We start from the raw sequence: 18,512 nt of genomic DNA on the forward strand, positions 1-18,512 counted from the left end.
TCTTCCTGTTTAGTTTTCAAAGATCGACGCGCTTGACTCTCACCGAGTCAGCTTAGTTAGTATATCCCGAATCTTTACTTTTGGCAAGTCTTTTTTTCACTTTTTTTTAGTTTTTTTCTTTGATTTTGTTTTATCCCTTAACAAAAGGCTTTTTTAAACTTAACATTTTTTGCAGTAAAAAGGTTGAGGCTGGGATTAACAAATTTTATGTACTGAAAGAACTCTGAATTTATGGTTAGTTGATAAAACAAACTGAAAAAGAAATGAGGATCTGCTATCGCTAAGCATTGATGTCCACCGCAATGACTGCTACAGTGATAAATTGCGGCGGCGGAAAATTTGAGCTGCGGCGATATAGAGGATTACACCAAGAATAGCCAGGCATCCAGCCATCATCAGAGCCTCGCTGCTTTCCATCGCAAGTTCTTTCGCTTGAAATAAAGTGAGGGGTGTCAGCAATTCTAATCCTTCAAGCTGTTTCGATACCTGTGAAAGCATCTGAATCAGTAAAAAGGCTACTAAACAACCTCCGGCACAGCCATATGCTTTTTTCTGCTCGGAGAACACGCTGGAAAAGAAGAAACACATGCCGCCTAAGAAAAGATGCAGACACAACAGTCCCACATTAACCAGAAGATAGTGAGAAACATCCAATTCCCCAGGAAATAACATTTCACTGGCGATGAGCCCCAATCCGCTGGAGTAAATCACCAGAAAGAGCGTGCACAGAACCAGAAACAGGATCTGCGTCCGGATAATTGTACCGCGGGTATTGGGTGTTGCCAACAGATAGGCCATAGATCCTTGATCCACATACCGAACAACTAGACGGCCGGCAATCAACAAAAGGCATAACATGGGGATGACAACTAAAATAAACCCATACAGATAGTTGATGATAAATTCAAGCATCGTTGCCCCGGCATTGGTCATGCCAAAGGCAGCGAACAGTTCCGGCATGCTTTCTGCCATCATATTCAGACTTGCCCCTAATTTGGGATCGTACATCGCAATGATCACTGTGCTGTAAAGCGTGATCACGGCTGTAAACAGTAAAATCATTTTATAATTGGCGCGCAGTTCGCGGCGCAGCAGCGGCAGACTCATGCATGATTCTCCTTCCCGTAATAGTGTAGAAACAGATCTTCTAAAGTTTGACGATGTGTTTCCAGATCTTCAACTTCATAATGGGCTGCCAGTTTGAGAATGGCGTCCAGGCTGCCGGCAGTCTTCAATGTAACGTGTTTCCCATCGGTCTGGGCATTGGGCACACGTGCGGCAAACTCTGCGGCCTCGGAAGCCCGACGAAATTTCAGAATTAGGATACGCTGATGATTTTTGTTGAGTTCGTCCATTTTTTCCACCGCGATCTGTCGGCCTTCCTTGATGATGACGACCCGGTCGCAGGTTTGTTCAACTTCTTCAAACAGATGCGAAGACATCAAAATCGTAGTTCCTTTGCGTTTTTCTTCCTGAATCAGATCTACAAACTTTTTCTGCATCAAAGGATCAAGGCCGCTGGTTGGCTCATCCAGGATCAGGATCTCAGGTTGATTCATCAACGCACAGACCAGACCGATTTTCTGCTTCATGCCTTTGGACATTTTCTTGATCCGTCCCTTGGGTTCCAGTTCAAAATAGTTCAACAGCTCCTGGGCTCGCTGTAAACTCGGCATTTTCTTCATCGCAGCGATAAACCGAATGAACTCCATGCCATCCATGTCGTCCATGAAAGCAATTTCTCCTGGCAGATAGCCGACATCCTGCTGAATTTCAGCAGCACAGCGGAAACAGTCGCGGCCTTTAATGCTGACGCGTCCATGATCAGGCTGAATGAATCCCATCAAAGTGCGGATCGTCGTTGTCTTTCCCGCCCCATTGGGTCCGAGAAAACCCATCACTTCTCCGCTTTCCACGCCGAAGCTCAGATCGAATACACCTCGCTGATGGCCGTAATCCTTGGTCATGTTTTTAACTCTGAGAATGGGTTTCATCGTTTACCTCCTTATAGGCAATCTTGCGGAACATTTCCTGCCAGTCGTGAAAATCCTGCATCAGTTCATCGATATTTAACGTTTCAGACTGCCGCAGCTTATCCTGTATATAGCCTTCTGCCATCCATGTCAGCATATTTAACAATTTCTGCGGATCCACTTCTTCCTTAAAGCGCGAAAAGTCAATATTCTTGAAGTACACAGTATAAATCTCTCCAATGGTAGAGCCAATTCGTTCCTTCATCGCTTCGCTGACTTCCTCACGGCGGGAATAATAGGCTTTCATCACAAAATTCATGAAATGCGGATACTGCAGAATCAGACTGTATTTGATGCGGGCGGCATATTCCATAAGATCAAAGAAATCTGTGATTTGAATGAAGTTCTCAGTACAAATTTGTTGATGAAAAAAATTGCAGCAATAGTCAAACAGGAACAGATAAAATTCTTTCTTGTTCTTAAAATAATAGAACAACAGTCCTTTAGAAATCCCGGCTTTCGCCGCTATATCATCCGTTGACGCCTGCGGATAATCATACGCCCCAAAGACTTCCAGACCCGCATTGATGATTCGCTGCTGTTTTTCAGCGGGCAGTTCATAGAACTTCTCGTTCATCGATAATCCTCCTGACTGACCTGGTCAGTCTTTAGTTTTCATTATAGTGGATTGACTCAGGTTTACAACCCCACGCAATCCATAAAATTGCAATCAAACGGATGAACTTGATTTTTCCCTTCTCTCGCCCTGTTTTTGGGCTTATTCGGCGTGTTTTCAGCAGAAAGGGGACAGAAATCCTTTTCCATTTTAAATGTCGCACCCGAGGCACTTCTGACACTTTGTTTCTCAAAATGGGATGCTGAAACAGCACAAAAAAAGCACAGCCGCAGCCATGCTTTTCCATAACAATTAAACCAGCTCGATGATCGCCATCGGAGCGCTGTCACCGCGACGGAAGCCGGTCTTTAAGACACGGGTGTATCCGCCGTTGCGGTCGGCATATTTCGGACCGATTTCATCAAACAGCTTCTTCAGGACTGTTTCGCCTGTCTTTTCATCAGCAACAACATTGCGGATGTAAGCAGCAGCCTGACGACGGGCATGCAGATCTCCGCGCTTAGCCAACGTAATCAGTTCGTCGACAACAGAGCGAAGTTCTTTCGCCTTCATTTCGGTTGTTTCAATTTTGCCGTTCAGGATCAGACTGGTAGCCATATTGCGAAGCATCGCTTTCCGGTGGTCAGCAGTGCGTCCTAATTTACGATTCCACATAGGGGGTTCCTCCTTTACTTGCGATTAGTCGTATGATTTGAAGCTCAGACCCAATTCGTAAATCTTGTCTTTGACTTCTTTTAATGATTTTTTACCCAGATTCCGGACTCGCATCATTTCTTCTTCAGAACGCTGCGTCAGCTCTTCGACGGTCTGGATGCCAGCCCGTTTCAAACAGTTGTAAGAACGGACGGACAGATCCAGATCTTCGATCGCCATGGACTGCATGTTCTTCGGGGATTCCCCGTTGACATCCTTCATCACGGATTCCATATCCGCAACGGACTCGTTGACATGGGTCAGAAGATCGAGATGATCGATCAGAATCTTAGAGCCCAGCGCCAGCGACATCTGCGGCGTAATCGAACCGTTGGTCCAGATTTCAAAAATCAAGCGGTCGTACTTCGCATCCTGACCGACACGCGTCGGTTCAACATTATACGAAATCCGATCGATCGGGGTATAAATTGAATCGGTATACACCGTTCCGATACCCTGAGAAGATCCCTGGTATAAGGCTTTGTTTCCATCAGCGCTGATGTAGCCGCGGCCATTGCGGGCCTTCAGCTCCATTTCCAGCGTAGCGCCTTCTTCCAGATGCGCGATTTCCAGATCTTTGTTCAATACTTCCACACCCGTCGGGCAGATAATATCGCCCGCGGTCACGGTCATTGGGCCTTTTGCGGCAATTCGTAAGGTATAGGATTCATCGTCATCAATCTTCATGATCAGATTCTTGATGTTCAGAATCATCATCGTGACGTCTTCTTCAACGCCAGGAATGGATGTAAACTCATGGTAAACACCCTCGACCTTAATCGAGTACACCGCAGCTCCCGGTAACGAGGAGAGTAAAACACGTCTGAGAGCATTACCAAGGGTAGTGCCGAAGCCTCTTTCAAGAGGTTCTACAACGAATTTTCCATAATGGTCAGATTCAACATATTCTTTGACTTCAAACTTTGCGCGTTCAAATTTTTGCATAACCATTTCCCTCCTCAATTAGGTTATTAACCACGTGGCCGCTTCGGTGGACGGCATCCATTGTGCGGAATCGGAGTCACGTCGTTGATGACCGTGATTTCTAAGCCTGCTGTCTGTAAAGAACGAACAGCCGCTTCACGTCCAGGTCCTGGACCCTTAACGTTGACTTCGACAACCTTCATGCCGTGATCGACAGCAGCCTTGCCGGCAGCTTCGCCTGCCATCTGAGCGGCAAACGGTGTAGATTTACGAGAACCCTTGAAGCCTAATGCACCCGCGCTGGACCAAGCGATGGCATTTCCGCTTTCATCGGTAATCGTAACGATTGTATTGTTAAATGTTGAATGAATATGTGCAACGCCCCGAGCGACATTCTTGCGGACACGACGCTTGCGGCTTGTCTGTTTCACTTTTGCCATTGACTACTATCCTCCCGCTTATTTCTTCTTATTCGCTACTGTACGACGCGGTCCTTTGCGTGTACGAGCGTTAGTTTTGGTGCGCTGTCCGCGGACAGGCAGTCCTTTACGATGACGAACACCGCGGTAGCAGCCGATTTCCATCAAACGCTTGATGTTCAGCTGGGTTTCCCGGCGCAGATCGCCTTCAACTTTGATCTGGTCGACTTCCTGACGGATTGCGTTGACCTGATCGTCAGTCAGATCCTTAACACGGATATCTTCGCTGATTCCGCATTTCTTCAGGATCGTTTTTGCTGTGGAGCTGCCGATTCCGTAGATATAAGTTAAGGATACCACTACGCGCTTGTCGCGTGGGATATCGATTCCTGCAATACGAGCCATATCTCTCTAATTCCTCCTAGTTTCCTTGACGCTGTTTGTGCTTAGGGTTTTCACAAATAACCATAACGCGGCCTTTGCGCTTGATGATGCGGCACTTATCGCATATTGGTTTGACAGATGGTCTTACTTTCATGCGTTTTTCCTCCTGTAGACTATTTGTGTCTAAATGTAATACGCCCACGTGTTAAATCATACGGTGAAATTTCAACGGTAACCCGATCTCCCGGTAAAATGCGAATGTAATGCATACGGATTTTACCAGAAACGTGAGCTAAAATGGTGTGACCGTTGGCGAGCTTCACCTTAAACATTGCATTGGGAAGCGTATCTTCTACTATCCCATCAATTTCAATGACATCCTGTTTGCCCATAAACTGAATCTTCCTCCTCATCTGGATTGATTGTCAGAATTTCATACCCGTCATGCGTAATGACGATCGTATGTTCGTAATGTGCTGCCAGAGAGCCGTCTTTGGTAACGACTGTCCAGTCATCAGCCAACACCCGTGTGTGCGGCTTGCCTGCGTGAACCATCGGTTCGATCGCGAACGTCATGCCTTCTTTTAAAAGAATGCCTTTGCCCGGCGTTCCGAAATTAGGGATCGCAGGTTCTTCGTGCAGGTGCGTGCCGATTCCATGACCTGTATAATCGATTGGCACTGAATATCCGTGCGCTTCAACAAAAGATCCGATGGCGTGCGAAATATCACTTAAACGATTCCCAGGTTTTGCCTGTTTTAAACCTATAAATAGAGATTGACGTGTAACTTCCATCAAGCGTACCGCATCCTCGCTGACGCGGCCGACGGAAAACGTCCACGCGGCGTCCCCATGATAGCCTTTATAACAAGCTCCGATGTCAATGGAAATGAGATCTCCGTCTTTCAGCACAGTCTGATCTGGAATTCCATGAACCAGCACTGAGTTGACCGAAGTGCAGATAGACGCAGGAAAGCCCCCGTACCCTTTAAAGGACGGTGAGGCTCCCTGTTCTCGGATCACTTTCTCAGCGATCCTGTCCAGCTGTTTAGTAGTGACTCCCGGTGCGATTGCAGCGGCCACTGCCGCGCGGGCAAGGGCTACAATTTTCCCGGCTTGCTTCATCGTTGCGATTTCTCGCTGCGACTTGGCAGAGATCATTTCACGTTCTCCAATGCCGCGGCGACATCATTCCACACCTCATCAATTGAACGGGTGGCATTGATATCGACGACCAGTCCCTTTTCACGATAGTAATCCAGAACCGGCTTGGTATTCTTTTCATGCTCGTTGAGACGAACACGAAGTTGTTCCTCTGTATCATCAGCACGCTGAATGAGCGGAGAACCGCAGACATCACAAATCCCCTCCACCTGACTTGGGTGGTTGCGGACATGATAGATCGCGCCGCAGTTCTTGCACATACGGCGGCCTGTGATGCGATCGGCCAGAGTTTCAAACTCCACTACTAAGTTTATAACAATTTCCACTGGTTTGGCAATTTCTTTTGACAAATTTTCAAAAGATTTTGCCTGAATCAGGGTTCTTGGATAGCCATCCAACAGATAACCGACTTGACAGTCCGGCTCTTTCAGCCGATCTGCGACCATTGCGACCGTAATTTCATCCGGTACGAGCTTGCCGGCATTCATGTACTCCTGAGCTTTTTTTCCTAATTCCGTGCCTTCTTTGATGTTGGCGCGGAACATATCTCCAGTTGAGATATGCGGGACTTTGAAGTTTTCAAGAATCTTTGCCGACATTGTCCCCTTGCCGCTTCCGGCGGGTCCCATGATCAGAATGTTCATTCTCACTCACCTCTTATTTTTGAATAAAACCGCGGTAGGATTTCTGGGTCATCTGCCCTTTGAGCTGACTCATCGTTTCCATAGCCACGCCGACGACGATGATAATTCCGGTTCCGCCCATCGAAACGGAGGAAGGCAGATTTGTCACCATCGGCAGGACATACGGAAGCAGAGCGATAAACACTAAGAAGATCGCGCCCAGAACTGTGATCCGGTTGAGAACCTTGGATAAGTATTCCTTTGTTTCCGTACCCGGACGAATACCCGGAATATAGGTTCCGGATTTGCCGAGATTTTCTGCAATCTTCTCCGGATCCACCTGTAAATTAGTGTAGAAGAAGGTAAACAGAACAATCAGCACCGCATAGATGCAAAGGCCTAACGGCTTCTGCAGCGACAGGATATTATTCAGAGTGGTTGTGAAACTGTTGGCCTCAAAGAAACTCATGATCGTCAGCGGCGCCGTCATAATCGCCGAAGCGAAGATGACCGGAATGACGCTGGCAGAGTTGATTTTGAGCGGCAGATATGTCATATCATTGCGGCCCTTGGTCATGGAGCTGGATGTGTACTGTACCGGGATCTTTCGGGTTGCCAGCTGCATAAAGACAACCAGCACGATGATCAGCAAGTACATTAACACATACAGCATAAATGTCAGGATCCCATTGAACATCGCCGTGTTGTTCGTCGTGTCTACCAACGTATTGAAGACCTGAATGAACTGGAACGGAATGTTGGCAACGATCCCCGCAAAGATGATGATGGAAACGCCGTTTCCGATCCCCTTCGCCGAGATTTGATCACCGACCCATAACAGGAACATCGTGCCTGCCGTCAGAACCGTCGCTACATACAAATAAGTAGAAACGCCGGCGCCGGACAGAATGCCGTAGCTCTTGTCAAAGGCATAGACCATCGTAAAGGCTTGAATAAACGCTAAGACCACACCCATATACCGTGTGATCTTATCCATTTTCATACGCCCCTGCTGACCCGATTTCGCCATTTCCGTCAACGCCGGAATGACATCCATCGACATCAGCTGGATGATGATCGAAGCGGTGATGTACGGTGTAACGCCTAAGGCGAATACCGACAGACGTTGTAAGGCGCCGCCGCCCAGCAAGTTCATCATTCCTAAGATGGAATTGTCAGCAATGCCGGCGGTCAGCGCTGTCGCATCCACCCCGGGAACCGGAATGCCGGAACCCAGACGGTAGATGAACAGCATGGCCAGAGTAAAGAAGATCTTAGTCCGGATTTCTTTATTCTTGAACAGACTGGTAAAGGTCTGGATCATGTTAGATCACCTCTACTTTTCCGCCTGCTTTTTCAATTGCTTCTACAGCTGATTTGGAGAATTTATTGGCTTTGACCGTCAGCTTCTTTTCCAGTTCGCCAACGCCCAGAATCTTTACGCCGTCCAGTTCTTTACGAACTAAACCTGCCTGCTTCAGCAGTTCAGGAGTCACCTCAGTGCCGTCTTCAAACCGGTTCAGCAGTTCGATGTTGACAATCGAGAATTCCTTACGAGTAAAGTTTGTGAATCCACGCTTCGGCAGACGACGCCAGATCGGTGTCTGACCGCCTTCAAAGCCCAGTGCGACTCCGCCGCCGGAACGAGCGTTCTGGCCCTTGGAACCCTTGCCTGCGGTTTTGCCCCATCCAGAGCCATGGCCGCGGCCGATTCTCTTCGAGTTACGACGTGCACCTTCTGTGTATTTCAGTTCATGTAATTTCATATAAGCTGCCTCCCGTCTAACTTAGCGAATTTCCTGCGGCTTCTTCTCACGCAGTTTGCTAACGCTTTCGATCGTTTTCAGTTCTTTCAGACCGGCAACGGTGGCATGAACCATGTTGATCGGAGTCCGGGAACCGATGCACTTGGACAGAACGTCGCTGACGCCTGCCAGTTCCAGAACCGCACGGACAGCGCCGCCGGCGATAACGCCGGTACCTTCTGCAGCCGGTTTCAGGAACACTTCACCTGCGCCATAAACGCCTGTGACAGCATGTGGGATCGTGGAGCCATTGTTTACCAGAGGAACTCTGAACAGATTCTTCTTGGCATTTTCACTGGCCTTCTTAATTGCATCAGGAACTTCGTTAGCCTTTCCTGTGCCATAGCCTACGCGGCCTTTTTTGTCACCAATGACGACCAGGGCGGCAAAGCGGAAACGACGTCCACCTTTAACAACCTTGGTTACTCGGTTGATGACAACAACGCGTTCTTCAAATTCTTTATCGCGTTCAACTCTTCTTGGTTTACGTTCCATTCAGCGAGCCCTCCTAGAATTTCAGTCCGGCCTCTCTGGCAGCATCGGCCAGGGCCTGGACACGTCCGTGATAAACATAACCTCCACGGTCAAATACAACTTCTGTAATGTTCTTAGCTAAAGCACGCTTCGCCAGTTCGGTTCCGACTGTCTTTGCGGCTTCGATGTTTCCGCCGTTTTCCAGCTTCAGATCCACGCTGCTGCAAGCCACCAACGTTGTGCCGTTGACATCGTCGATGATCTGGCAGTGGATATGGCTGTTAGAACGGAAGACGTTCAGGCGTGGGCGTTCCGGAGTTCCGCTGATCTTTGTACGGACACGAATGTGACGACGAATTCTTTCATCATTTTTAGATACTTTCTTAAGCATTGTTCACTCTCTCCTTTCCCACTATTTCTTACCAGCCGTCTTGCCTTCTTTACGACGGACATGTTCGCCTTTATAGCGAATACCTTTACCCTTGTAAGGTTCAGGTTTCTTTGTAGCACGGACAACCGCAGCGAATTCGCCGACGCGCTGCTTGTCAATGCCGGAAACTTTAATTTCCGTTGCGGACGGACATTCAACTTTCAGGCCTTCCTCAATCTCGAATTCAACCGGATGAGAGAAGCCGACGTTCAATGTCAGCTTGTTGCCGCTGACAGCGGCACGGAAGCCGATACCGACAACTTCCAGTTCACGGGTGAAGCCCTCAGAAACGCCGACGACCATGTTGTGCAGCAGCGCGCGGGTTGTCCCGTGCAGCTGTTTGATCTGCTTGATATCGTTCGGACGAACGACTTTGATTTCATTGCCGTTGACATCGATCTGCATGTTTTCGTTAAACTGACGTGTTAAAGTACCCTTAGGTCCTTTGACCGTCACCTCATTGCCAGCCGCAACCGTGATTTCAACACCGGCTGGAATGGTAATCGTTTTATTACCGATACGTGACATTGTTTTCTATTCCTTTCTCTAACACGCTTACCATACGTAGGCGATGACTTCGCCGCCCGTATGCTTCGCTCTTGCTTCTTTATCCGTCATCATCCCCTGCGAGGTCGAGATGATCGCGATGCCTAAACCATTCAGGACACGAGGGATCGAGCCGCTCTTGGCATAGACGCGTAAGCCCGGCTTCGAGATACGCTTGATGCCGCTGATAACTTTTTCGTTATTCGGGCCGTATTTCAAAGTGACTGTAATCTTCTTTTCTGCAGCGGTTTCACCTGTGACTGCATAATTCAGGATAAATCCTTCATTCTTCAGGATCTTCGCAATTTCAACCTTCTGCTTGCTTGCCGGAATTTCAACGGCTTCGTGACGTGCCTGAATACCATTACGGATTCTTGTCAGCATATCTGCGATAGGATCAGTCATATTCATCATTGCTTTTTCCTCCTTCCGTATCCTTACCAGCTTGCCTTCTTGACTCCCGGAATCTGACCCTTATAGGCTAATTCGCGGAAGCAGATGCGGCAGACTTTGTACTTGCTTAAGACCGAGTGCGGACGTCCACAACGTTCGCAGCGCGTATATTCTCTGACTTTGTACTTCTGAGGACGCTGCTGCTTAATTTTCATTGATGTCTTTGCCATGGTTGTTGTCCTCCTTATTTCGCAAACGGCATGCCCATACCTGCCAGCAATGCCTTTGCTTCTTCATCAGTATTGGCTGTCGTTACGATAACGATATCCATACCGCGTACTTTGCTTACTTTATCAAAGTTGATTTCCGGGAAAATAATCTGTTCTTTCACGCCCAGCGTGTAGTTGCCACGACCGTCGAACGCCGTTGTGCTGACGCCGCGGAAGTCGCGGACACGCGGCAGGGAAATGTTGAACAGTTTGTCCAGGAATTCATACATGTGTTCACCGCGCAGGGTGACCTTGCAGCCAATCGGCATGCCTTCACGCAGCTTGAAGTTCGCAATTGACTTCTTTGCTTTGGTGATGACCGGCTTCTGGCCTGCCAGCTGAGTCAGTTCGGCAACAGCTTCATCCAGTGCCTTCGGGTTAGCGATCGCATCGCCAACACCCATGTTGATGACGACTTTTTCGATCTTCGGGCACTGCATGACAGAGCTGTAATTGAACTGCTTCATCAGAGATTCAATGACTGTCTTCTGGTATTTTTCAACAAGACGGTTCATTATTTCTTACCTCCCTTGACGACGTTGCCGGATTTCTTGAATACGCGAACCTTTTCGCCCTTTTCGACCTGAAAGCCGATCCGGCTGGCTGTTTTGGCTTTGGAATCATACGCCATGACATTGGATACATGAATCGGAGCTTCCTTTTCGATGATCCCTCCGTCCGGGTTAGCCTGAGTCGGCTTCAGGTGCTTCTTCATCAGATTGACACCCTCAACGATGACTTTGTTCTCTTTCGGCATAACGGCCAGAACTTCGCCGATCGTTCCCTTGTAATGTCCAGTGATGACTTTTACTTTATCGCCTTTTTTAATTTTCATCTCAAGCCACCTCCTATAAAACTTCTGGTGCCAAAGAAACAATCTTCATGAAGTCTTTGTCACGCAGTTCTCTTGCAACAGGTCCGAAAATACGGGTTCCTCTTGGTGTGTTGTCGTCCTTAATGATAACCGCTGCATTGTCATCAAACTTGATGTAGCTGCCGTTTTCACGACGGATGCCGTAACGTGTCCGGACGATGACCGCCTTAACGACGTCGCCCTTCTTTACAGTTCCGCCAGGAGCTGCTGTCTTGACCGAGCAGACGATGATATCGCCGATGTTCGCTCTTTTGCGCTTGCTGCCGCCCAGGCAACGGATGACTAATAATTCCTTAGCACCGGTGTTGTCCGCGACATTTAATCTACTTTCATTCGTAATCATTGTCAGTTCCTCCTTGTGCTATTAAAGAATTACAGCCTTTTCGACGATCTTAACCAGGCGGAAACGCTTGGTTGCGGATAACGGGCGGGTTTCCATGATCTCTACGATATCACCGATCTTCGCCTCATTGTTTTCATCATGTGCTTTGAATTTCTTTGAATATTTAATACGCTTCGAATAAAGCGGATGACTCTTGCTGGTTGCTACCTCAACCGTAATGGTCTTGTCCATCTTATCAGAAACGACTTTTCCGCGTAATACTTTACGGTTTGATCTTTCCATGACCAGTTATCCTCCTTATTTCGCCTCACTGAGTTCGCGCTCAGTGATGACAGTCTTGATGCGAGCGATCGTCTTGCGAATTTCCTTCATGCGGGAAGGATTCTCCAGCTGGCCGGTAGCTTGCTGGAAACGCAGGTTGAACAGCTCTTCTTTTAAAGATTCAATTTCCTGAAGTAATTCAGTATTGCTCTTATCACGAATTTCCTTAACGTTCATTTCCTATTCCTCCTCGCCTCGGCGCACAAACTTGCACTTGACCGGCAGCTTATGAGCTGCCAAGCGCAGAGCTTCACGCGCGGTTTCTTCATCGACGCCGCCGACTTCAAACAGGACACGGCCTGGCTGAACTACGGCTACCCATCCTTCAGGTGCGCCTTTACCGGAACCCATTCGGACTTCCAGCGGTTTCTTCGTAATTGCCAGATGCGGGAAGATTTTGATCCAAACCTGGCCGCCACGCTTCATGTAACGAGTCATGGCGATACGTGCCGCTTCAATCTGACGGTTGCTGACGTATGCGCCGGAGTAAGCAATTAATCCATACTCACCGAATACGATTTCACGTCCGGCCTTAGAGCGACCTTCATAACTCTGACGATGAGGTCTTCTGTATTTTGTTCTATTAGGCATTAACATGATTAATTACCTCCTTCAACGGTTCCTTCAGCCTTAGGTGCAGCTGCTTTAGCATCTCTGGCTTCGGCATTGCGGTTGTTGTTATTGTTGCGGTTGCCGCGGCGGTCATTCCGTCCGCCACGCCGGCGATCGCGGCCCTGAGGCATTTTTGGTGCTTCTGGTTCCTGAACCATCTGGCCCGGCAGAACCTCACCGCGGCAGATCCAGACTTTAACGCCCAGTTTGCCGTAAGTGGTCATCGCTTCAACAATCGCAAAGTCGATGTCCGAACGCAGGGTATGCAGAGGAACAACGCCCTCAGAATAACCTTCGCTGCGCGCGATATCCGCGCCGCCTAAACGGCCGGAAACCAGGGTACGGATACCCTTAGCGCCTGCCCGCATCGTCTTCTGAATCTGACGCTTCTGGCAAGTTCTGAACGAAGCACGCTGTTCCAGCTGCTCAGCGATAGCGCGGGCAACCAGATGTGCATCCAGATCCGGATTGGCAACTTCAACCACTTTGATGTGGATCTGCTTGCCGTTGCACATTTTCTGCAGCTTCTTCTTTAAGATTTCAATGCTCTCACCGTTGCTGCCGATGATCACGCCCGGGCGCGCGGCACGGATGATGATCTCAACACGGTTCTTAGAGCGTTCGATTTCGATTCTGGAAACGTAAGCCGCATGCAGTTCCTTAAACAGGAATTCACGGATTTTAACGTCTTCCATCAACAGGGTGCCGTAATCTTTTTCAGCATACCATCTGGATTCCCAGTCGCGGATGACGCCGACACGCATTCCAATTGGACTAACTTTCTGACCCATGAGAGTACCTCCTACCGTTCTTCAACCACAACAGTAATGTGGCTGGTGCGCTTTAAAATCTGAGCGGCGTTGCCCTTTGCCCGAGGCATGAATCGCTTCATCGTGATTCCCTCATCGGCATAGCACGCTTTGACATACAATTTCGATTCATCCAGCTGATGATTGTTGACCGCATTGGCAACGGCTGATTTCAGCACTTTTCCAACTGCATCGGCAGCGTGGTTTGGTGTGAACTTCAGGATTGCTTCTGCTTCTTTTGCATCTTTGCCTCTGACTAAATCCAGAACAAGTCTGACTTTGCGAGGGGCGATGCGGACAGTTTTCGCTGTTGCTTTGACTTCCATTGTGGCACCTCCTACGCTTTCTTGTCGTCACCATGACCGCCAAATTTGCGGGTTGGGACGAATTCGCCAAGTTTATGGCCGACCATATCTTCTGTGACATAGACAGGGACATGTTCCTTACCGTTGTAAACCGCGAACGTATGTTCAACGAACTGCGGGAAAATAGTGGAACGGCGAGACCATGTTTTGATGACTTCTTTCTTGCCTGACGCGTTCAGCTTTTCCACTTTTTTCATTAAATGGTCATCACAGAACGGTCCTTTTTTCAAACTACGACTCATTTTAGCTTCCTTCCTTTCGTTTACTTACCGTTGCGGCGGCGAGTGATCAATTTAGTAGACGCCTTTTTGGCTTTGCGGGTCTTGACGCCCATAGCTTTCTTGCCCCATGGAGTCATTGGTGATTTACGGCCAACCGGAGTTCTGCCTTCACCACCGCCATGCGGGTGATCATTCGGGTTCATAACAGAACCGCGGACTGTCGGACGAATGCCCAGCCAGCGGGAACGTCCAGCCTTACCTAAGTTGACCAGGCTGTGATCTTCATTGCCGACTGTGCCGATGGTTGCGCGGCAGTTGCTCAGAACCTTGCGGACTTCGCCGGAAGCCAAACGCAGGATTGTGTAGCGGCCTTCAGAGCCCAGAATCTGTGCGGAAACACCCGCGGAGCGAGCCAGCTGGCCGCCCTTGCCCGGCTTCAGTTCAACGTTGTGAACGAAAGTACCTTCAGGGATGTTGCGCAGTTCCATAGCGTTGCCGACTTTGATATCGACGGCTTCGCCGGAAACGATGGTCTGTCCAACCTGCAGCCCCTTCGGAGCCAGGATGTAACGCTTTTCGCCGTCTGCATAGTTCAGCAGCGCGATGTTGGCGGAACGGTTCGGATCGTACTCGATCGTTGCGACCTTAGCCGGAATGTTGTCTTTATTCCGCTTGAAGTCGATGACACGATACTGACGTTTGTGTCCGCCGCCCTGATGACGGGTTGTGATCCGACCGGTGTTGTTGCGGCCGCCCTTTTTGGACAGCGGTTCAAGCAGTGAGCGTTCTGGAGAAGTCGATGTGATTTCTTCAAAGCTCAGGCTTGACATACCACGACGGCCTGGAGTCGTCGGTTTATATTTCTTAATCGCCATTGGATTTAGTCCTCCTTACGCATTTTTCCGGAAATAGCGTGTTCTTCCGATATGTTTTTCAGCTTATTCAGAGAATAAGTTGATATCCTGTCCTTCCGGCAGTTTGACAACTGCTTTGCGGACAGCGCTCGTCTTGCCGACGTATTTGCCCATTCTCTTTGTCTTCGGCTTGCAGTTCAGGATGTTGACCTGTTCAACCTTAACACCGAAGATTTCTTCAACAGCCAGACGAACCTGTGTCTTATTTGTGCCTTTAGCAACCTCAAACGTGATCTTGTTGTCGGTGTCCATCAGCTTCATCGTCTTTTCTGTGATGATCGGGCGGATAATGATATCTCTAGCGTTACTCATTATGCGAATACCTCCCCAGCTTTGTTGGCAGCCGCTTCCGTCATGACCAGCTTCGCAGCGTTGGCAATGTCGAAGGCGTTCAGTTCTTCAACTGTCAATAAGGCAGCGTTTGGAATATTGCGCAGCGACATGAAGGCATTGTCGAAGTCCTCGGCGATATCCGCTACAAACAGCGTCTTGCCTTCAAACTTGAATGCGTCCATCACTTTGACAAATTCCTTTGTTTTGATCGCGTCAAACTTCAGCGCATCGACAACAACCAAGTTGTTTTCAATGACCTTTTCAGAAAGCAGCGATCTCAGAGCCAGCCGGCGAACCTTACGGTTCAGACGGTAAGCATAGCTGCGCGGTGTAGGACCGAAAGCGATGCCGCCGCCTCTCCACTGCGGAGCACGGATGGAACCCTGACGGGCACGGCCTGTGCCCTTCTGACGCCAAGGCTTCTTGCCGCCGCCGCTGACTTCGTGACGGCTCTTGGTGTCATGCGTACCCTGACGCATATTCGCGCGCTGCATGATGAGCGCGTCAAACATGACCTGCTGATTAGGTTCAATGCCGAATACAGCCTCAGCCAGTTCGATTTCACGAATCTCTTTAGCTTCCAGGTTATATACATTTAACTTTGGCATCTGTTATTCCTCCTCTTTTGTTTCTTCGGAATAGCTGATCAGATCTTTGGCCGAAACAGCAGCTGTTCCTTTGACGGATGACTTAACAACAACCAGTCCGCGCTTCGGTCCCGGAACGTTGCCCTTGACCAGCATGTAGTTGTTTTCAACATCAACCTTGATGATTTCCAGATTCTGAGTCGTTGTGGTGTAGCCACCTTCCTGACCCGCTCCGGCTGTTCCTTTTTCAATCCGGCCGTTGTTTCGTCCGGTTGTTGCCAGAGAACCGATATGCCGCATATTTTTCGATCCGCCGTGTGTCTTCGGACCCATTGTCGCGTTGTTTCTGACGATCGTACCGTTGTAGCCGCGGCCCTTGCTGGTGCCGGTTACATCGACGATCTCACCCGCTGCGAACAGATCAACCTTGACTTCGTTGCCGACTTCCAGATTCATCATTTCCGCTCCGCGGATTTCGCGGACAAACCGCTTCGCTGCAGTCGATGCCTTGGCAGCATGACCCTTTTCAGCTTTGTTGGAACCCTTTTCGCTCAGATCTTCAAATCCCAGCTGAACAGCTTCGTAGCCATCGTTTTCCAGGGTTTTCTTCTGCAGCACTACGTTCGGCAGTGCTTCAACGACTGTGACAGGGATCAATACGCCATCCGTAGTGAATACCTGCGTCATGCCAAGTTTACGTCCTAAAATACCTTTCATGATGTCACCTCCACTGTCCTTACAGCTTGATCTCGATGTCGACGCCGCTCGGCAGTTCCAGACGGCTCAATGCGTCAATGGTTTCTGCAGTCGGTCCGACGATCTCGATCAAACGCTTATGTGTTCTGATTTCAAACTGTTCACGGGAATCTTTGTACTTGTGGACAGCTCTCAAAATGGTTACCACCTGCTTCTCAGTCGGCAGGGGTACAGGTCCGACGACTTTCTTTGCGCCGTGTTCCTGAGCAGCCTTAACGATCTTTTCGCTGGCTGTATCCAGGATTCTGTGTTCGTAAGCTTTTAAACGAATTCTTACGCTGTTTTTTGCCATGAAATCTTCCTCCTTCATTTCATCCGCCTTTACGGCAGATTCGCTCGGTGTGAATTCCCCGGTCTTCACGCTTAGCTGGCGCTATCGTGACAACGCCGATCAGCGTGCCGGCAACCTCCCACGTCCATGCGAATGCTTCGCTATTATAGCACTCAAAAACAGGCAATGCAACACTTTTTTCAAAAAAGTTAAAAAGTTAGAAAAACGGCTTCAGATCAAGCTCTTTTCCACTTTTGAAAATCATAGATTTCCTTGTTTTCATAGCAACGAAGATCAGCGTGCCAAAGTCCTGTCCTGTTCCGTCCGCGGACTTTATTTCTTACTTTATTCCTTCTATATTTCACTGTTTTTTGCTCATTTTTGCGACATTTCTTATATGTCAGCGCTTACATTAAGAGGAAATTCGACATTTCATTCCGGTCAGGATCGGATTCCATTCCCCACAAGCCAAAATTTATATTATAATAAGGATACTTTCCAGGAGGATACCGGTATGTTTGAATTTCTGAAATCAAAAAAGCAGAACCCGCGCCGCACCGTCGTTGTCGCGCTGCATGGATTTGGCCGGCGCCGGACCGATGAGTTTCTGCCGCTTAAAAATTTTCTTGCGGAAAAGAAGATCGAGCTGATCCTGCCGGAGCTGTTTAATCCGCGCAACCCCCAGGACGTCGATCCGCAGAAATGGATTCAGCGGGCCGAGGAAGTGGTTGACGAGCTGACAGCGCAGAACGCCGACGTCATTTTGATCGGATTTTCCATGGGCGGCGTCATCGCCGCGCATCTGGCGGCTGTCAAACCGGTGAAGAAGCTGATCCTGCTGGCGCCGGCCTTCAATTATATCAATGTCGGCAACGCTGCGGATTTAATCACCGGCTGGTTCAGCAGTCCCAATAAAAAAGAACAGCCCGATGACTATCCGCCGCTGCCCTCTGATTTCACTTCTGTCTTTATGAATGTTGTCGATCTGTTGAAACAGGATGCCGTCTTGGTGGAATGCCCGGTCATGATCCTGCATGGCACGGAAGATGAAACGATTGCCGTTTCTTCCAGCCGTAAGATTTATAAGAAGATCCCGGCCGCGCAGAAAGGCTTAATTCTGCTGGAAGGGGTAGGCCATGCAATTCTGGATGATCCGGCCTATGCCTCCATAGCACTCCATACGATCGCGGCGTTTATTGACGGTCAGATCCATTTTTAAGCAGGCCCCTCTATTCCCAGTTCTTGGCACTTTCCTGCCCTTAAACGAATTGAACATTGTTTCACCCGACTTTTCATCCTGATCATAAATAAAGAAAGACCGCGAGGAAACTGGACTTGGCTTCTGCCGGATCCCTTCGTTTCGGTCTTTCTT

The 18,512-nt window shown here is 48.9% G+C and carries 33 protein-coding genes; 1 reads left to right on the forward strand and 32 read right to left on the reverse strand.

Annotation, left to right across the window (positions count from 1 at the left end; all coding sequences use genetic code 11):
- Nucleotides 1–309 precede the first annotated feature (309 nt).
- The 32 genes from MCG46_RS17615 to rpsJ form a co-directional block, all read right to left on the reverse strand.
- Nucleotides 310–1,107 carry an ABC transporter permease subunit gene (locus MCG46_RS17615; protein ID WP_240281151.1) on the reverse strand — a complete coding sequence of 266 codons (798 nt, stop codon included), beginning with the start codon at nt 1,105–1,107 and terminating at the stop codon, nt 310–312.
- Nucleotides 1,104–1,994: an ABC transporter ATP-binding protein gene (locus MCG46_RS17620; RefSeq protein ID WP_154240304.1), complete on the reverse strand. Its 891-nt coding sequence runs from the start codon at nt 1,992–1,994 to the stop codon at nt 1,104–1,106. The genes MCG46_RS17615 and MCG46_RS17620 overlap by 4 nt, the downstream gene beginning before the upstream one ends.
- Nucleotides 1,972–2,610 (reverse strand): TetR/AcrR family transcriptional regulator, encoded by a 639-nt coding sequence (locus tag MCG46_RS17625; protein ID WP_240281152.1) that lies wholly within the window; start codon nt 2,608–2,610, stop codon nt 1,972–1,974. Before MCG46_RS17625 ends, MCG46_RS17620 begins: the two co-directional genes overlap by 23 nt.
- Nucleotides 2,611–2,901: 291 nt before the next feature.
- Complete coding sequence (gene rplQ, locus MCG46_RS17630) at nt 2,902–3,264, reverse strand: 50S ribosomal protein L17 (protein WP_006058591.1); 363 nt, start codon at nt 3,262–3,264, stop codon at nt 2,902–2,904.
- A 24-nt stretch (nt 3,265–3,288) separates the two neighbouring features.
- The gene (locus MCG46_RS17635; protein ID WP_020226066.1) at nt 3,289–4,248 is read right to left on the reverse strand and encodes a DNA-directed RNA polymerase subunit alpha; all 960 of its coding nucleotides are present in this window, start codon (nt 4,246–4,248) and stop codon (nt 3,289–3,291) included.
- 26 nt (nt 4,249–4,274) lie between these two features.
- Nucleotides 4,275–4,667 carry a 30S ribosomal protein S11 gene (rpsK, locus tag MCG46_RS17640; RefSeq protein WP_006058589.1) on the reverse strand — a complete coding sequence of 131 codons (393 nt, stop codon included), beginning with the start codon at nt 4,665–4,667 and terminating at the stop codon, nt 4,275–4,277.
- 18 nt (nt 4,668–4,685) lie between these two features.
- Nucleotides 4,686–5,051, reverse strand: a complete 366-nt coding sequence (gene rpsM, locus MCG46_RS17645; RefSeq protein ID WP_020226065.1) for a 30S ribosomal protein S13 — start codon at nt 5,049–5,051, stop codon at nt 4,686–4,688.
- 16 nt (nt 5,052–5,067) lie between these two features.
- Nucleotides 5,068–5,184 (reverse strand): 50S ribosomal protein L36, encoded by a 117-nt coding sequence (gene rpmJ, locus MCG46_RS17650; RefSeq protein ID WP_008979808.1) that lies wholly within the window; start codon nt 5,182–5,184, stop codon nt 5,068–5,070.
- A 19-nt stretch (nt 5,185–5,203) separates the two neighbouring features.
- The gene (gene infA / locus MCG46_RS17655) at nt 5,204–5,422 is read right to left on the reverse strand and encodes a translation initiation factor IF-1 (RefSeq protein WP_006058587.1); all 219 of its coding nucleotides are present in this window, start codon (nt 5,420–5,422) and stop codon (nt 5,204–5,206) included.
- Nucleotides 5,400–6,191: a type I methionyl aminopeptidase gene (gene map, locus MCG46_RS17660; RefSeq protein WP_020226064.1), complete on the reverse strand. Its 792-nt coding sequence runs from the start codon at nt 6,189–6,191 to the stop codon at nt 5,400–5,402. The genes infA and map overlap by 23 nt, the downstream gene beginning before the upstream one ends.
- Complete coding sequence (locus MCG46_RS17665; RefSeq protein ID WP_020226063.1) at nt 6,188–6,838, reverse strand: adenylate kinase; 651 nt, start codon at nt 6,836–6,838, stop codon at nt 6,188–6,190. The genes map and MCG46_RS17665 overlap by 4 nt, the downstream gene beginning before the upstream one ends.
- A 13-nt stretch (nt 6,839–6,851) precedes the next feature.
- Nucleotides 6,852–8,141: a preprotein translocase subunit SecY gene (gene secY / locus MCG46_RS17670; RefSeq protein WP_240281153.1), complete on the reverse strand. Its 1,290-nt coding sequence runs from the start codon at nt 8,139–8,141 to the stop codon at nt 6,852–6,854.
- A 1-nt stretch (nt 8,142) separates the two neighbouring features.
- Nucleotides 8,143–8,583 (reverse strand): 50S ribosomal protein L15, encoded by a 441-nt coding sequence (gene rplO, locus MCG46_RS17675; protein ID WP_020226061.1) that lies wholly within the window; start codon nt 8,581–8,583, stop codon nt 8,143–8,145.
- A 21-nt stretch (nt 8,584–8,604) separates the two neighbouring features.
- A complete protein-coding gene (rpsE, locus tag MCG46_RS17680) occupies nt 8,605–9,117 on the reverse strand; it encodes a 30S ribosomal protein S5 (RefSeq protein ID WP_006058582.1) in 513 nt (170 codons plus the stop codon).
- Between the two features lie 13 nt (nt 9,118–9,130).
- Nucleotides 9,131–9,487: a 50S ribosomal protein L18 gene (gene rplR, locus MCG46_RS17685; protein WP_020226060.1), complete on the reverse strand. Its 357-nt coding sequence runs from the start codon at nt 9,485–9,487 to the stop codon at nt 9,131–9,133.
- A 21-nt stretch (nt 9,488–9,508) separates the two neighbouring features.
- Complete coding sequence (gene rplF / locus MCG46_RS17690; protein WP_020226059.1) at nt 9,509–10,054, reverse strand: 50S ribosomal protein L6; 546 nt, start codon at nt 10,052–10,054, stop codon at nt 9,509–9,511.
- Nucleotides 10,055–10,081: 27 nt separating this feature from the next.
- Nucleotides 10,082–10,483 (reverse strand): 30S ribosomal protein S8, encoded by a 402-nt coding sequence (gene rpsH / locus MCG46_RS17695; protein WP_040452374.1) that lies wholly within the window; start codon nt 10,481–10,483, stop codon nt 10,082–10,084.
- A 26-nt stretch (nt 10,484–10,509) separates the two neighbouring features.
- Complete coding sequence (locus MCG46_RS17700) at nt 10,510–10,695, reverse strand: type Z 30S ribosomal protein S14 (RefSeq protein WP_006058578.1); 186 nt, start codon at nt 10,693–10,695, stop codon at nt 10,510–10,512.
- Between the two features lie 14 nt (nt 10,696–10,709).
- A complete protein-coding gene (rplE, locus tag MCG46_RS17705) occupies nt 10,710–11,249 on the reverse strand; it encodes a 50S ribosomal protein L5 (protein ID WP_006058577.1) in 540 nt (179 codons plus the stop codon).
- Nucleotides 11,249–11,569: a 50S ribosomal protein L24 gene (rplX, locus tag MCG46_RS17710; RefSeq protein WP_020226057.1), complete on the reverse strand. Its 321-nt coding sequence runs from the start codon at nt 11,567–11,569 to the stop codon at nt 11,249–11,251. The genes rplE and rplX overlap by 1 nt, the downstream gene beginning before the upstream one ends.
- Nucleotides 11,570–11,582: 13 nt before the next feature.
- A complete protein-coding gene (gene rplN / locus MCG46_RS17715; protein WP_020226056.1) occupies nt 11,583–11,951 on the reverse strand; it encodes a 50S ribosomal protein L14 in 369 nt (122 codons plus the stop codon).
- Nucleotides 11,952–11,972: 21 nt separating this feature from the next.
- Nucleotides 11,973–12,233, reverse strand: coding sequence for a 30S ribosomal protein S17 (gene rpsQ, locus MCG46_RS17720; RefSeq protein WP_020226055.1), 261 nt, complete (start codon nt 12,231–12,233; stop codon nt 11,973–11,975).
- Between the two features lie 15 nt (nt 12,234–12,248).
- Nucleotides 12,249–12,449, reverse strand: coding sequence for a 50S ribosomal protein L29 (gene rpmC / locus MCG46_RS17725; protein WP_006058573.1), 201 nt, complete (start codon nt 12,447–12,449; stop codon nt 12,249–12,251).
- Between the two features lie 3 nt (nt 12,450–12,452).
- Nucleotides 12,453–12,869 (reverse strand): 50S ribosomal protein L16, encoded by a 417-nt coding sequence (rplP, locus tag MCG46_RS17730; RefSeq protein ID WP_020226054.1) that lies wholly within the window; start codon nt 12,867–12,869, stop codon nt 12,453–12,455.
- 2 nt (nt 12,870–12,871) lie between these two features.
- Nucleotides 12,872–13,675 (reverse strand): 30S ribosomal protein S3, encoded by an 804-nt coding sequence (rpsC, locus tag MCG46_RS17735; protein ID WP_240281154.1) that lies wholly within the window; start codon nt 13,673–13,675, stop codon nt 12,872–12,874.
- Nucleotides 13,676–13,686: 11 nt separating this feature from the next.
- Nucleotides 13,687–14,019 (reverse strand): 50S ribosomal protein L22, encoded by a 333-nt coding sequence (gene rplV / locus MCG46_RS17740; protein ID WP_020226052.1) that lies wholly within the window; start codon nt 14,017–14,019, stop codon nt 13,687–13,689.
- An 11-nt stretch (nt 14,020–14,030) separates the two neighbouring features.
- Nucleotides 14,031–14,300: a 30S ribosomal protein S19 gene (rpsS, locus tag MCG46_RS17745; RefSeq protein WP_006058569.1), complete on the reverse strand. Its 270-nt coding sequence runs from the start codon at nt 14,298–14,300 to the stop codon at nt 14,031–14,033.
- A gap of 20 nt (nt 14,301–14,320) precedes the next feature.
- Entirely contained in the window at nt 14,321–15,154 is an 834-nt protein-coding gene (gene rplB, locus MCG46_RS17750) for a 50S ribosomal protein L2 (protein WP_020226051.1), read from the reverse strand.
- A gap of 63 nt (nt 15,155–15,217) precedes the next feature.
- Nucleotides 15,218–15,505 carry a 50S ribosomal protein L23 gene (gene rplW / locus MCG46_RS17755; protein ID WP_020226050.1) on the reverse strand — a complete coding sequence of 96 codons (288 nt, stop codon included), beginning with the start codon at nt 15,503–15,505 and terminating at the stop codon, nt 15,218–15,220.
- Nucleotides 15,505–16,134, reverse strand: coding sequence for a 50S ribosomal protein L4 (rplD, locus tag MCG46_RS17760; RefSeq protein ID WP_020226049.1), 630 nt, complete (start codon nt 16,132–16,134; stop codon nt 15,505–15,507). Before rplD ends, rplW begins: the two co-directional genes overlap by 1 nt.
- Nucleotides 16,135–16,137: 3 nt before the next feature.
- Nucleotides 16,138–16,830, reverse strand: a complete 693-nt coding sequence (rplC, locus tag MCG46_RS17765) for a 50S ribosomal protein L3 (protein ID WP_240281155.1) — start codon at nt 16,828–16,830, stop codon at nt 16,138–16,140.
- A 19-nt stretch (nt 16,831–16,849) separates the two neighbouring features.
- Nucleotides 16,850–17,161: a 30S ribosomal protein S10 gene (gene rpsJ / locus MCG46_RS17770; RefSeq protein WP_020226047.1), complete on the reverse strand. Its 312-nt coding sequence runs from the start codon at nt 17,159–17,161 to the stop codon at nt 16,850–16,852.
- A 493-nt stretch (nt 17,162–17,654) separates the two neighbouring features.
- On the opposite strand from rpsJ, the gene MCG46_RS17775 reads away from it, so the two are divergent.
- Nucleotides 17,655–18,359: an alpha/beta hydrolase gene (locus MCG46_RS17775; protein WP_240281156.1), complete on the forward strand. Its 705-nt coding sequence runs from the start codon at nt 17,655–17,657 to the stop codon at nt 18,357–18,359.
- The last annotated feature ends 153 nt before the right edge of the window (nt 18,360–18,512 follow it).

The sequence above is a fragment of the Holdemania massiliensis genome, assembly GCF_022440805.1.
Classification (GTDB): domain Bacteria; phylum Bacillota_I; class Bacilli_A; order Erysipelotrichales; family Erysipelotrichaceae; genus Holdemania; species Holdemania massiliensis_A.